Below are 13,464 nucleotides of genomic sequence, written 5' to 3'. Positions count from 1 at the left end.
GGGACCGGACACACCGCACGGTGCGCCGCATTGTGGAGGAAACTGCGCTGAAACCGGCGGCGCATCTGACCTGCGTCAATGCAGGCCGCGAAGAGGTGGACGCCGTCATCCGCGATTACTGGAGTGCGGGCGTGCGCCATATCGTGGCGCTGCGCGGTGATCCGCCAGGCGGGGTGGGTGAGCGCTACGAACCGTTCCCGGGTGGCTATGCCAATGCGGCCGAGCTGGCAGCCGGCATCCGCAATGCGGGCGAGTTTGAAATCTCGGTCGGCTGCTATCCGGAAAAGCATCCCGAAAGCGCCAGTTTCGCGCACGATATCGACCTGCTCAAAGCCAAGATCGACAATGGCGCGACGCGCGCGATCACCCAGTTCTTCTTCGACCCGGACGTCTATTTCCGCTTCGTCGACAAGGTGCGCGATTCCGGTATCGATATCCCGATAGTTCCCGGCATCATGATGCAGGCGAACTTCGCCGGCCTGGTGCGCATGGCGGGCCTTTGTGGTGCCAGCATTCCGGCGCGCCTGTTCGATCTTTTCGATGGCCTCGAAAGCGATCCGGGCACGCGCGAATTGCTGACCGCCAATGTCGTCGCCGATCTGTGCCATGAGCTGTCCGATCAGGGCGTTGACCAGTTTCACTTCTACACGCTGAACCGGGCCGAGCTGGCGCTGGCCACCTGCCGCCTGCTCGGCGTGCGTCCGGCAGAAATGGCAGCCTGATCATGAGCTTTGACCGCCAATCGCGCCTTGTGGCGCTCGAAAAACTTGGCCGTGAGCGCATCCTCGTCCTCGATGGAGCCATGGGCACGATGATCCAGCGCCTGAAACCCTCCGAAGCGGACTATCGCGGGGACCGCTTTGCCGATTGGCCCACTTCGGTGAAGGGAAACAACGACCTTCTCAACCTCAGCCTGCCTGATTCCATCCGCAAGATTCACAAGGCCTATTTCGAGGCGGGCGCGGACATTATCGAAACCAATACCTTCTCGGCCACCACGATTGCGCAGGCCGATTACGCAATGGAGGATCTCGCAGGCGAGATTGCAGCGGAAGGCGCCCGACTTGCCCGTGAGGCGGCTGATATCGTCGAGGCCGAAACCGGTTCGCCGCGTGCTGTTGCAGGGGCTATCGGCCCGACGAACAAGACGCTCTCCATCTCGCCTTCGGTCGAGGATCCCGGCTTTCGCGACATTACCTTTGATGCCGTGCGCGAGGCCTATGCAGAGCAGGTTCTCGCCATGGCTGACCATGTCGATTTCCTGCTCATCGAGACGATTTTCGACACGCTCAACGCCAAAGCCGCCATCAAGGCGGTGCTGGACATGCGCGAGGAAGGACGCCTCGACCCGGCCATTCCGCTCATGCTGTCAGGCACCATTACCGATGCGTCGGGCCGCACGCTTTCGGGCCAGACTACCGAAGCCTTCTGGAACTCGGTGCGTCATGCCAGGCCCTGGGCGGTTGGCCTGAACTGCGCGCTCGGCGCCAAGCAATTGCGCCCCTATGTGGCCGAGATGAGCCGCATCGCCGACACGCGTGTACTCGCCTATCCCAATGCAGGCCTTCCTAATGCCTTCGGCGAGTATGACGAGACGCCAGACGAGACGGCTTCCTATATCGCCGACTGGTCGAAATCGGGTCTTGTGAACATTGTCGGCGGGTGCTGCGGCACCACGCCGGACCATATCGCCGCGATTGCCAAGGCCGCCTTTGCCGGCACGCCGCGATCCTTGCCTGAACGGCCGCGCGCCATGCGCCTGTCGGGCCTCGAACCGTTTGAACTGGCCTCGTGATTCATGACTGATACTGCCCCGTCCCGCGCCGTTTTCGTCAATGTCGGCGAACGCACAAACGTCACCGGCTCTGCGCGTTTTCGAAAGCTGATCAAGGAAGGCGATTACGCGACCGCCCTTGATGTTGCGCGCCAGCAGGTCGAGGCCGGAGCCCAGGTAATCGACGTCAACATGGATGAGGGCCTGCTCGATTCAAGGCAGGCCATGATCACCTTCCTCAACCTCATTGCCACCGAGCCGGACATTGCCCGCGTCCCGATCATGATCGACTCGTCCAAGTGGGACGTGATCGAGGCGGGCCTGAAATGCGTGCAGGGCAAGGCTATCGTCAACTCGATCTCCCTGAAGGAGGGCGAGGAGAGCTTCATCCGTCAGGCGCGGGCCTGCCTTGCCTATGGCGCGGCAGTGGTCGTCATGACGTTCGACGAGGACGGCCAGGCCGACACGAAAGAGCGCAAGGTCGAGATCTGCGCGCGCGCTTACGACATACTGGTGAATACGGTCGGCTTCCCGCCAGAGGACATCATCTTCGACCCGAACATTTTCGCCGTGGCGACCGGGATCGAGGAGCACAACGACTATGCCGTCGCCTTCATCGAGGCGACGCGCGAGATAAGAAAGCGCCTGCCCGGCGTGCATGTCTCTGGCGGTGTGTCCAACATCTCCTTCTCCTTCCGGGGCAATGAGCCGGTGCGTCAGGCCATGCACTCGGTCTTCCTCTATCACGCCATCAAGGCGGGCATGGACATGGGCATCGTCAATGCAGGCCAGCTGGAAATCTACGACGAGATCGACGCTGAACTGCGCGAGCTGGTCGAGGACGTGATCCTGAACCGGCGCGAGGATGCCACCGAACGCCTGCTCGAAGCGGCGGAACGCTATCGCGGGGATGGAGAGGCAGAGGAAAAGTCAGCCGCCGAATGGCGCGCCCTGCCGGTTGCCGAGCGTCTGAAACATGCCCTCGTGAAGGGCATTGACGAGTTTGTGGTGGAAGACACCGAGGAGGCTCGCAAGGCCGCCGAACGCCCGCTGCACGTCATTGAAGGCCCGCTCATGGACGGGATGAACGTCGTTGGCGACCTCTTTGGCGAAGGCAAGATGTTCCTGCCCCAAGTGGTCAAGTCGGCGCGCGTAATGAAGAAGGCGGTCGCCCACCTCTTCCCCTTCATGGAGGCCGAGCGCGAGGCAGCCGGTCTCGACAAGGAATCCAACGGGCTTGTCATCATGGCGACCGTGAAGGGGGATGTGCACGATATCGGCAAGAACATTGTCGGCGTCGTGCTGCAATGCAACGGCTATGACGTGGTCGATCTTGGCGTGATGGTGCCGCCGGAGAAAATCCTGGAGGCCGCGCGTGAGCACAAGGCCGACATTATCGGGCTTTCCGGCCTGATCACGCCCTCGCTTGATGAAATGGTGTTCCTCGCAAGCGAGATGGAGCGCGAGGGCTTTGACATTCCGCTCCTGATCGGCGGCGCGACGACCAGCCCGGCGCATACTGCCGTCAAGATCGAGCCGGCCTACAAGAAGGCTCCGGTGGTCCACGTCCACGATGCCAGCCGCGCGGTAGGCGTGGTCTCGAAACTCCTCTCCGATACCCAGCGCCAGCCCTACTGGGATGAGGTGCAGGCCAACTACGCCCGCATCCGTGAGACGCGCGCCCGTACTCAAGGCAATCGCCGCCGGCTCTCGCTGGACGAGGCCCGCAAGCGCGCCTTCGATGCCGATGCCACCGGGTATCAGCCCTTCAAGCCGCTAAGGCCCGGCCTGACCACGATTGACGATGTGAGCCTTGCCGATCTGCGCCCTTATATCGACTGGACGCCCTTCTTCTTCACCTGGGAGATGAAGGGGTCTTACCCTGCCATCTTCGACGATCCGAACCGGGGTGAGGCCGCGCGGGCCCTGTTTGATGATGCGCAGGCCATGCTGGACCAGATGATCGAGGGCAGCTGGCTCAAGCCCAGAGGCGTTGTCGGCCTGTGGCCTGCGCGGCGCGAGGGCGATGACATCGCCGTCTTCACCGATGAGGAGTGCACGCAGAAGCGCGCCATGTTCCATGGCCTGCGCCAGCAGGCGGAGAAGGATGGCGACAATCCCTATCTCTCGATCGGCGATTTTGTCCGCAGCGATATGACCGACTGGGTCGGCGGTTTCGCCGTGACAGCTGGCGACGCGGAAGACGCCATCGCCGAGCGTTACAAGAAAGCCAATGACGACTATTCCGCGATCATGTTCCAGGCGCTCGCTGACCGGTTTGCGGAGGCCTTTGCAGAGTACCTGCACGAGCGGGTACGCAAGGAGATATGGGGCTACGCGAAGGATGAAGCGCTGGGACCGGACGAGCTGATCAGGGAGGCCTATGACGGCATACGCCCGGCACCGGGCTATCCGGCCCAGCCCGACCATACCGAGAAGGACGTGCTGTTCGAGCTGCTTGAAGCAACTGAGCGCACCGGCATCCGCCTGACAGAAAGCCGGGCCATGTACCCTGCCGCTGCCGTCTCGGGCCTCTATCTGGCCCACCCGGACAGCGTCTATTTCGCCGTCGGGCGCATCACGCGCGATCAGGTGGAAGACTATGCCAGCCGCAAGGGGTGGAGCGTGGACGAGGCCGAAAAGGCACTCGCCCCGGTGCTGGGATACGAGCCTGATGCCTCCCGGCTGGAGGAAGCCGACGCGGCGGCTTGAGGGCGTTATTCTCCTTCAGCCGCCACACGCCGTGCAGTGCGCGTCGCGCGCCAGCTTTATGGTGCGCAGCGCCCCGGACAATCCGTCAATGATCTGGACGCGGCCGATAAGCGGTTCGCCAGCGCCGGTGATGAGCTTGATGGCCTCCAGCGCCATCAGCGTGCCGGTAATGCCGGTGATCGCCCCGACAATGCCCGTTACGGCGCAGCTTTCCGCATCGGGCGGAATGGCCGGCACGAGACAGCGATAGCAGGGCCCGCCGAGATGCGGTGCAAAGGTGGAAACCTGTCCATCCCAGCGCCCAACTGCGCCGGAGACGAGCGGTATCCGGGCCGCCATGGCCGCGGCGTTCACGGCAAAGCGTGTGGCGAAGTCATCGCAGCCATCGAGAACCAGATCAGCGCCCTGCAGGAGGTCATCGAGATTTTCGGGTGTGGCCAAAACAGGCGCGGTCACAATCTCCACATCCGGATCGAGCGCATGGAGGCCATCGCGTGCTGCCTCGACCTTGCTGCGGCCGACATCCGCGGTGCGGAAGAGCACCTGGCGTTGCAGATTGTCGAGGCTGACCGTGTCGGCATCGACGAGGGTCAGCTTGCCGATCCCTGCGGCTGCCAGATAGAGCGCGGCCGGTGCGCCCAGCCCTCCGGCGCCGATCAGCACAGCATGGGCGGCGCCGAGCCGGGCCTGGCCGGGACCGCCGATTTCCTTCAGCAGGATATGGCGGGCTTGGCGGTCGATATCGGTCTGGCGCACCGGGCAGAATTCCTTCAGGCAGTGTTCATGAAGGCCATAGCACGCTAGGTGTTGAACGGTCCAAGGGAGGGTGTCGCATGGCACAGGGGAGAGGGCAGGGGATTTCGCGCCCGCATCTGATTTTCGTCGCTGCGCTGGGGCTTCTGGTCACGGCATGCGCAACGCAGGAAGGCTATCGCCAGCGTGCAGCGCTGCACATCGGCCATACCTCCGACAGCCTGATCATCGAGCGGGGCTCGCCGGTATCACGCGACTATCTCAGCGATGGCGGTGAGGTGTGGACCTATTTTGTCTCCGAACAGCGTCACGATCCGGGCGGCTACAGCACCATACCGCGCGAACGGCGCGTGATCTGGGTGGACCAGCAGGGCCGCGAACATGTCCGCATCGAGCAGTATGAGGAAACGGTCTATAATCCGCCGCGCACCTGGACTGTGGAATGCGAGACACGCTTCATCATCAGCCCGGACGGCATTGTGCGCGATTTCCGCTTTGACGGGGCGGCATGTGTTGCACCGGAGCTGGAGAGCTAGACCAGCCGCAATCGCTTCTGGCCGTCATCGCCAAAGCGCGGCAGTTTGCGCCTCATGTCCGATACGCAAGCCGCGCCCCCTGTCCCGTCCGCCAGTCTTGACGGGCCGGTCCTCGATTATCTGGTCAATGGCCGCTCCCATGTCTTCCTCACCGGACGGGCGGGGACCGGCAAGACGACGCTGACACGCGCCGTGCTGGAGCGGCTGGGGCCGTCAGCGGCGGTACTGGCCCCGACCGGCGTTGCAGCCATGCAGGCGGGCGGCCAGACCCTGCACGCCTTCTTCCGCCTGCCGCCACGACTGGTGGAGCCATCTGATATTCGCCGCCTGCGCCATGCGCGTGCGGTCAAGGCGCTCAAGACGCTGGTCATCGACGAGATTTCCATGGTCCGCGCGGACATGATGTGGGCGATAGATGCCAGCTTGCGCCTGAACCGCGAAAGCTCGGAGCCCTTTGGCGGTGTGCGCATGATCGTGGTGGGAGACCTCTCCCAGTTGCCGCCGGTCGTGCGCGATGAGGAGGCGGGCTATCTGGAAATGGCCTATGGTGGCCCCTTCTTCTTCCATCCGCCCGCCTTTCGCGATGCCGGCTTCTCGATGCTGGAACTGACGAAAGTCCATCGCCAGGCCGATCCCGATTTCGTGCAGATACTGAACGCGGTTCGCACAGGCGAACTGACGCGCGAGGAAGGGGCGGTGCTCAATACTCGTGTCACGGGGCGGTCGGGCCTCGAAGCCAGCGCCACCCATGTCGTGCTCACCCCCACCAACGAGGCCGCCTTCCGCATCAATGCGCAGCGCCTCGATGCCCTGCCCGGCCGGCCTGAACTGATCGAGGGAAAGACAACCGGCCAGTTTGATGCCCGCATCATGCCGACCGATGACCCCCTGATCCTCAAGCGTGGCGCGCGCGTCATGCTGCTCCGGAACGATCCGGGCGGACGCTGGGTCAATGGTTCTCTTGGCGAAGTTGTCGGCTTTTCCGACAACTCTGCCATGGTGAAGATTGGCGACGATGTTCACCGCATCGAACCGGTCCAGTGGGACCGGCACGCCTACAGCTTCGATCCTGCCGCCAAATCCCTGAAGAAGGAGACGGTCGGCAGCTTTACCCAGTTGCCCTTGCGTCTTGCTTGGGCAATGACGATTCACAAGGCGCAAGGCCTGACGCTGGACCGGGTCTATCTCGATTTGCCGGGCCGCCTGTTTGCACACGGGCAGGCCTATGTCGCGCTCTCACGCGCCCGTACGCTTGAGGGGATGGAGTTGTCACGGCCCTTGCGCCCGTCCGACATCATTGTCGACAGGCGGATTTTCGACGTGAAGAGCTATTGCGACCCGGCGCCCGCGGCGCTGGAGCGGTGAAGCAGGCTAGACGCCGGTAGACCCGAAACCGCCGGTACCGCGCTGGGTTTCATCCAGCGTCTCGGACAGAACGAGTTCTGCCTGCACGACCGGCGCGATGATCATTTGCGCGATGCGCTCGCCCCGGCGCACGGTGAAGGGCTCACGGCCATGATTGATGAGATTGACGCGGATCTCGCCGCGATAGTCTGCGTCGACGGTGCCGGGCGTGTTCACGCAGGAAATCCCGAACTTTGCCGCCAGCCCGGAACGCGGGCGGACTTGCGCCTCGTAGCCCTCCGGAAGGGCGATGGCGAGGCCGGTCGGAATGAGTTGCCATTCGCCGGGCTGCAGCACTACGGGCGCGTCGTCCGGCAGCGCAGCCGGCAGGTCCATGCCTGCCGAGCCGGGCGTCTGGTAGCGGGGAAGGTCGAGGCCCGCGAAATGCTCGAGCGTCATGACGCGGACCTGAACCATGGCAATGTCTCCGGAAGCTGAACCCTTATTGCGGGTTCTCTTCCATCCAGCGCTCCATTTCGTCAATCCCGGCATCGAAGCCTTCGACGGTGGAAATGATCGCCGCACGCTCGTCATCATTGAGCGATCCCATCATGACGCTGATGGTGTAATTGCCTTCCTCGATGCCCATGCTCAGCACGGTGGGATCATCCGGCGTGCCCGAACGGATCATCAGCGGAATGCCCTGAAGCAGCAGCTTGAAGTCGTTGGGGTCCGGCACCACGGATTCGCGGTCGCACAGAACCGCCGCCGTACCATCAGGCAGTTGCGGCATCTGCAGCGGACCCGGACGGGCGGCCGCATCGCTCAGGATAAAACCCTGGATCACGGTCGGCTGCGCGCCGGCCTCACCTGGAATGGCAAAACAATTGGCCAGGGCCGGAGCGCCAGCGGCAAGGCTGGCAACAAGGGCGGCGCCACAGGCAAGCAAAGTCTTCATCAATGAACTCCCGATTGCGGCCCGGCGTGCAGTGTCCTCCGCCACCCGGCCCTAATACGCGAAGGGAGCCTAATCCTGAAAAGGGGGCGGCAACAAGGCCAGCACTGATACCGCAAGGCGCGCGGCGATCTCGGTCTTGGGCGCCTGCGCCAGTGCCTCGGTGCCATCATGTGTCACGATCAACACGGCATTGGTGTCCCCGCCCATGGCCGTTCCGGAAACATCATTGGCAATGATGAGATCGCATCCCTTGCGCGCCATCTTGGCCCGGGCCAGCGCTTCCAGCGCCTCCGGCTCCGGCGCGGTTTCGGCCGCAAACCCGGCCACGAGCCGCGGCCGCCGGCCGGCATCGAGGCTGGCGACGGATTTGAGGATGTCTGGGTTTTCTACCAACTCAAGCCGGGCAAAGCCGGCCTTGTCGGTCTTCAGCTTCGTGGCGTGACGGGTGGCGGGGCGCCAGTCGGCAACGGCGGCCACACCGATGAAGGCATCGGCGGGCAGGGCCGCAATCACCGCAGCCTGCATCTCCAGCGCGGTCTCCACATCAATGCGCTTGACGTCTTGCGGGGTATCCAGCGCGACCGGCCCGGAAACCAGCGTCACGCGCGCGCCGCGCGCTGCCAGAGCTCCGGCCAGGGCAAAGCCCTGCCGCCCGGATGAGCGGTTGGACAGGAAGCGGACAGGATCCAGCGGCTCGACCGTCGGCCCTGCGGTCAGAATGATATGCGGGCCGCTCATGCCTTGAGGAGATCAAGAGCCGCATCGGCGATACGCACAGGCTCGGCCATGCGGCCTGGGCCGAACTCGCCGCACGCCATCTCGCCCTCATCCGGTCCGACAAAGGCAATGCCGCGCGCTTTCAGGGTGGCAAGATTGGCCTGCGTCGCGGCATGTTCCCACATGCGCACATTCATCGCCGGGGCCATCAGCACCGGCTTGTCGGTGGCCAGAAGGGCGGTCGAGGCAAGATCGTCGCACAGCCCGTGCGCGGCCTTTGCCATCAGATTGGCCGTTGCAGGAGCCACGACAACCAGCTCGGCCGAGCGCGACAGTTCGATATGGCCCATCTCGGCTTCGTCGGTCAGCGAAAACAGATCTTCGTGCACCGGCATGCCCGACAGGGCCGTCACACTCATCGGGGTGACGAAATGCTTTGCAGCCTCGGTAAGGATGCAGCGAACACCCACCCCGCGCCGCTTCAACTCGCGGATCAGCTCCAGCGATTTATAGGCGGCAATACCGCCGGAAATGATCAGTAGAATGCGCGTGTTCATAACTTATACGACCATTGCTTCAGCCAGGCGGCAAAGCCCGCCTCGTCCAGCGAGCCGTCTGCCAGCGCGAGTATTGTGCGCGTCGTATCGCGTTCGGTCGCGTCCAGATACCAGCCATTGATCCTTAGCATCATATAGCTGGCGATGAATGCCATGCGCTTGTTGCCGTCCAGAAAGGGATGGTTCTTCGCGATCCCAAATCCGATGCTGGCCGCCAGATCGTGGATGTGCGGCGCTAGGTCTACGTAGGCGAGCTTGTTCTCCGCCCTGCTGAGTGCGGAACTCAAGGTACCTTCATCACGCAGACCGCGCGCGCCGCCGGTGGCGTCCATCTCTCGTTCATAGGCGTCGAGTATGGCAGACAGCGGCAAGAGCCGGATGTCGTGGCTCATTTGGCGAGTTCTTCGAGGGTCTTACTGTAGCGCGCGCGGCATTCCTCGTATGCGGACATCGCCGCGCTATAAGGTGCCTCGGATTTTACCAGAGTTACACGGCCACCCGTAACTTCGAGCGTAACCTCATCGCCGCGGTTAAGCCCGGCCATTTCCAGCACTTCCTTCGGGAGTCTGACCCCCGTCGAATTGCCCTGCTTTGTCAGCTTAACCGTGATGGTCATCATGCACCTCCACGTCGGAAATAAGCACAAACGTGCTTACATTGCAAGATTGCCACTCAGAGCCAGCGTCACCAGCACTGCGAGGCTCGCGGCTGCCATCGCTATCAGCGCGCCGGTCAACCAGCTTCGGCGGGCAGGAGCGTGCCCGGTATCGGACATGTTCATCCGCTCGGCGGCATCGGTCAGGCGCTGCAACGTGACGGGCAGGGCAACGAGGCTGTCATGGATGCGTTCCATGTCACGCAGCAGGTCGCGCACCCGTCCTTCGGGGCCCAGCTCGCGGCGCATGAAGCGCTCGACGGCAGGCGCAGAGGCCTCCCACATGTCATGGGCCGGGGTGAGGGTGCGGCATACGCCCTCCACCTGAACCATTGTCTTCTGCAGGAGGATGAGTTGCGGCTGGAGATGCATGTCGAACATCTCGGTCACCTCGAAGAGCTGCAACAGCACGCGTGACATCGGCACTTCGTCCGCGCGCTTTCCGAAGATCGGTTCTGCCACCGAGCGCAGGGCTGCAGAGAAGTCCGCACGGACATGGTGGGGCGGCACGTAGCCGGCATCGAAATGGGCTGCCGCCGCACGGTCATAGTCGCGGGTCAGAAAACCATGAAGAATGCGCGCCAGATACCGGCGCTCCGGGGCCTCAAGGCGTCCGACAATACCGAAATCCACCGCCCACAGGCGGCCATCCCTGCCAACGAAAAGATTGCCCGCATGCATGTCGGCATGGAAGGCGCCGCGTTCCAGAGCGCAGGTCAGGAAGGCATCGGTCAGATCGGCGGCCAGCTTTACCCGGTCAATCCCGGCGGCATCGACCGCCTCGATATTGGTCAGGGGGATCGCGTCGATCCATTCGGTGGTCAGCACCCGCTTGGCCGTCATCGGCCAGATCACTTGCGGGATGTGCAGGTTGTCAGCCACCACGGCCGCTTCCATCAGTTCACTCGCGCCCGCCGCTTCCATGCGAAGGTCGAGTTCCAGGACGAGCGAGCGGGCAACCGTCTCCACAAAGGCGCGCGGCTCCAGACGGCGCGAGGCAGGAAACAGGCGCACGGCCAGGGTTGCGCCAAGGCGCAGGACAGCAATGTCCCGTCGGATGCGCTGGTCGATGCCGGGGCGCAGCACCTTGACGGCCACCGTCTCGCCCGCATGCGTGCGAGCCTTGTGAACCTGCGCGATGGAGGCCGCCGCCGCTGGCGGGCCAAACTCGGCGAAAAGCGTCTCTATGCTGGCATCAAGCTCTGTCTCGATGACCTTTCGCGCCTCGGCATCGGGGAAGGGCGCCATCCTGTCCTGCAGGCGTGACAGGCCACGGGCAAAATGAATGCCCACGACGTCGGCGCGCGTGGCAAGCACCTGACCCAGCTTCACATAGGACGGGCCCAACTCTTCCAGTGCGCGTGCCAAACGCTCGCCGGGATTGTCGGCGCGCCCGCGAATGGCGACCAGCCGCGCCAGACGCCCTGCCAAACGGGCAGGCGCCGGAAACACGGCCTGGTATTCCACCGGAAACATGGCGTCATGGCGCGCCAGCGTCCAGGCAGCACGTACCAGCCGGAAGAAGGTGAAGACAGGTCCAAACATCAGGCCGTGAGGTTTAGGGTGAAGAGCCCGGTTTGGCGAGGGGTTGGTGTGCGGCGCATGCGCGCGTCAGCGCACCCGCCACCCTGTGTGCAGGGCCGCAATGCCGCCCGACAGATTGGTCACCGATACTTCCCCGAAACCGGCCTCGCGCAGCTCTTGCGCAAACGCCTCCTGATGGGGAAAGCGCCGGATCGATTCCACCAGATACTGGTAGCTGTCGCGGTCCTTCGCGATGAGGGCGCCAAGCTCCGGGATCGCGTTGAACGACCAGAGATCATAGACATTCGCGATGGCGCGCGTGACGGGACGTGAAAACTCCAGGCACAGGAAGCGCCCGCCCGGTTTCAGCACGCGGTGCATTTCGCCAAGCGCCTTGGCCCGGTCAGTGACATTGCGGATGCCGAACCCGATCATCACGCAATCTGCGCTTCTGTCCTCGAAAGGCAGGCATTCGGCATTGGCGACGGTCCATTCAATGCCGTCCGCCTTGCCACGCTTGATGCCGGCCTTGAGCATTTCCTCGTTGATGTCAGCCACGATGGCGGTGGCAGGTTTCTGACCGGGCCGCTTGGAGCGCTCGATGAAGGCGCGGGCGAGATCCCCGGTGCCGCCGGCAACATCGATCAGACGCTCGCCGGGCTTGGGCCGGGCGCGGGTAATGGTGATGTCTTTCCAGACCCGGTGGATGCCGAGGCTCATCACATCATTCATCAGGTCATAGCGGCGCGCCGAGCGGTCGAACACGCCGCGTACAAGGCCCTGCTTTTCCTCCCGCGCAACATCGCGAAAGCCGAATGATGTGGTCGTGGCGCTGTCTGTCATGGTGCCGGTTCTAGCCTTTGCTTCGGCCCCGCGCCAGTGCGGCGAAGCGCCCCGCCGATGCTGACCTGGAGGCGTCAGAATAGGCGGATGCAGTCCGGTCCGGTCTCGCCCTCGACCTGATAGCGTGCCGTTGCGCCGGCATCTTCAAACCAGCTTTCCCCGTCAGCGCTCTCGTAGCGCAGCACGCCGGCTTCATCGCCAGGCTGCGCCGGACCGAGTGCGATGGTGCGCTCGCCGACCGACAGGTTGGCCCCGTCCGCATTGCGGGTCACGATGACGGGAATGTCGCCGCACAGAAACAGGGCCTCTTCCGGGGAGGCAGGCGCAGTCTCGCTCCCGCTGTCTGCTGGCGTGGCAAGCACGGGGTCAAGGCGCACCTCGCCGGCCTCGATGCGCAAGCGGCGCACCTCGACCGCCACGGGCGGGCTCAGCCAGCGAAGCTCGCCCTCCATCACGAGTGCCGCGCGCACGACATAGCTCTCGTCTTCTGCCAGCCGGGCAGGATCGACCTCGAGGCTGAATTCCAGCGGCAAATCGGCCTCGTTCAGGGTCAGGCTGGCTTGCGCCGCCGCCTCGCTGTCCTCGCTGGCGGGCAGCAGTTCGACGATGGCCAGCGTGCCGTCGGGCACCTGCACCGGTTCACCAACACTCAGCGTGCCCGAAAGCGTGCGCGGCGCGGTTTCGTCAAACGGGCTGCACGCAGCGATGATGAGGGTGATCAGGAAAAGGGGCAGGGCCAGAAGCCGGATCATGAGATGCGTTTCCATTGAAGCTGATCATGGCTTTAGCACACGGCGTGCCCACATTCTAAGCTCGCCGCTACACCTCATCACTGACGGAGCGCACCATGCCCGAACTGCCCGAAGTGGAAATCGTTCGCCGAGGCCTCGCCCCGGCCATGGAAGGGCGGCGTATCGTGCGCGCCGAGGTGCGCCGCAAGGATCTGCGCTTCGCTTTCCCGGACCGCATGGCAGAGCGCCTGACGGGGGTGACCGTCGAGCGGCTGGACAGGCGGGCGAAGTATCTGCTTGCAAGGCTCGGTTCAGGTGAGACCCTGCTGATGCATCTGGGCATGTCAGGCCGGTTTTCCA

General features: G+C 63.8%; 14 protein-coding genes and 1 pseudogene. 6 read left to right on the top strand and 9 right to left on the bottom strand.

Annotated features, from left to right (window positions below):
• The 3 genes from ACTS2Z_RS13385 to metH all read left to right on the top strand — a co-directional run.
• Positions 1-722, top strand: a 722-nt coding sequence (locus ACTS2Z_RS13385) for a methylenetetrahydrofolate reductase (protein WP_442573706.1), incomplete at its 5' end; no start/stop codon positions are given.
• 2 nt (positions 723-724) lie between these two features.
• Complete coding sequence (locus tag ACTS2Z_RS13380; protein ID WP_442573705.1) at positions 725-1,795, top strand: homocysteine S-methyltransferase family protein; 1,071 nt, start codon at positions 725-727, stop codon at positions 1,793-1,795.
• 3 nt (positions 1,796-1,798) lie between these two features.
• Positions 1,799-4,486, top strand: coding sequence for a methionine synthase (gene metH / locus ACTS2Z_RS13375; protein ID WP_442573704.1), 2,688 nt, complete (start codon positions 1,799-1,801; stop codon positions 4,484-4,486).
• 15 nt (positions 4,487-4,501) lie between these two features.
• Here metH and ACTS2Z_RS13370 read toward each other — a convergent pair whose 3' ends face one another.
• The gene (locus ACTS2Z_RS13370; protein WP_442573703.1) at positions 4,502-5,242 is read right to left on the bottom strand and encodes a HesA/MoeB/ThiF family protein; all 741 of its coding nucleotides are present in this window, start codon (positions 5,240-5,242) and stop codon (positions 4,502-4,504) included.
• Positions 5,243-5,319: 77 nt separating this feature from the next.
• Between ACTS2Z_RS13370 and ACTS2Z_RS13365 the strand changes: the two genes are divergently transcribed.
• Together ACTS2Z_RS13365 and ACTS2Z_RS13360 are read left to right on the top strand one after the other, a co-directional pair.
• Entirely contained in the window at positions 5,320-5,775 is a 456-nt protein-coding gene (locus tag ACTS2Z_RS13365; protein ID WP_442573702.1) for a hypothetical protein, read from the top strand.
• A 54-nt stretch (positions 5,776-5,829) separates the two neighbouring features.
• Positions 5,830-7,140 carry an ATP-dependent DNA helicase gene (locus ACTS2Z_RS13360; RefSeq protein WP_442573701.1) on the top strand — a complete coding sequence of 437 codons (1,311 nt, stop codon included), beginning with the start codon at positions 5,830-5,832 and terminating at the stop codon, positions 7,138-7,140.
• A gap of 6 nt (positions 7,141-7,146) precedes the next feature.
• Here the strand turns inward: ACTS2Z_RS13360 and dut are convergent, their stop codons facing one another.
• From dut to ACTS2Z_RS13320, 8 genes and pseudogenes are all read right to left on the bottom strand, one after another.
• Entirely contained in the window at positions 7,147-7,596 is a 450-nt protein-coding gene (gene dut / locus ACTS2Z_RS13355; RefSeq protein ID WP_442573700.1) for a dUTP diphosphatase, read from the bottom strand.
• Between the two features lie 25 nt (positions 7,597-7,621).
• On the bottom strand, positions 7,622-8,077 hold the full coding sequence (locus tag ACTS2Z_RS13350) for a hypothetical protein (protein ID WP_442573699.1): 456 nt from the start codon (positions 8,075-8,077) through the stop codon (positions 7,622-7,624).
• 69 nt (positions 8,078-8,146) lie between these two features.
• A pseudogene (gene coaBC / locus ACTS2Z_RS13345) lies at positions 8,147-9,351 on the bottom strand (bifunctional phosphopantothenoylcysteine decarboxylase/phosphopantothenate--cysteine ligase CoaBC).
• Positions 9,348-9,743, bottom strand: a complete 396-nt coding sequence (locus ACTS2Z_RS13340) for a type II toxin-antitoxin system death-on-curing family toxin (RefSeq protein ID WP_442573698.1) — start codon at positions 9,741-9,743, stop codon at positions 9,348-9,350. Before ACTS2Z_RS13340 ends, coaBC begins: the two are co-directional and overlap by 4 nt.
• Complete coding sequence (locus ACTS2Z_RS13335) at positions 9,740-9,970, bottom strand: AbrB/MazE/SpoVT family DNA-binding domain-containing protein (protein ID WP_442573697.1); 231 nt, start codon at positions 9,968-9,970, stop codon at positions 9,740-9,742. Before ACTS2Z_RS13335 ends, ACTS2Z_RS13340 begins: the two co-directional genes overlap by 4 nt.
• A gap of 33 nt (positions 9,971-10,003) precedes the next feature.
• Entirely contained in the window at positions 10,004-11,551 is a 1,548-nt protein-coding gene (gene ubiB / locus ACTS2Z_RS13330; RefSeq protein ID WP_442573696.1) for a 2-polyprenylphenol 6-hydroxylase, read from the bottom strand.
• A gap of 66 nt (positions 11,552-11,617) precedes the next feature.
• The gene (locus ACTS2Z_RS13325) at positions 11,618-12,373 is read right to left on the bottom strand and encodes a class I SAM-dependent methyltransferase (RefSeq protein WP_442573695.1); all 756 of its coding nucleotides are present in this window, start codon (positions 12,371-12,373) and stop codon (positions 11,618-11,620) included.
• A gap of 74 nt (positions 12,374-12,447) precedes the next feature.
• Positions 12,448-13,140, bottom strand: coding sequence for a YbaY family lipoprotein (locus tag ACTS2Z_RS13320; RefSeq protein WP_442573694.1), 693 nt, complete (start codon positions 13,138-13,140; stop codon positions 12,448-12,450).
• Positions 13,141-13,220: 80 nt separating this feature from the next.
• Here ACTS2Z_RS13320 and ACTS2Z_RS13315 point away from each other — a divergent pair.
• Positions 13,221-13,464: DNA-formamidopyrimidine glycosylase family protein (locus tag ACTS2Z_RS13315; protein WP_442573693.1), on the top strand; the 244-nt coding region annotated here is incomplete at its 3' end.

Source organism: Glycocaulis sp., from assembly GCF_052168375.1.
GTDB lineage: Bacteria > Pseudomonadota > Alphaproteobacteria > Caulobacterales > Maricaulaceae > Glycocaulis.
This window is presented reverse-complemented; position numbering and strand designations above follow the sequence as displayed.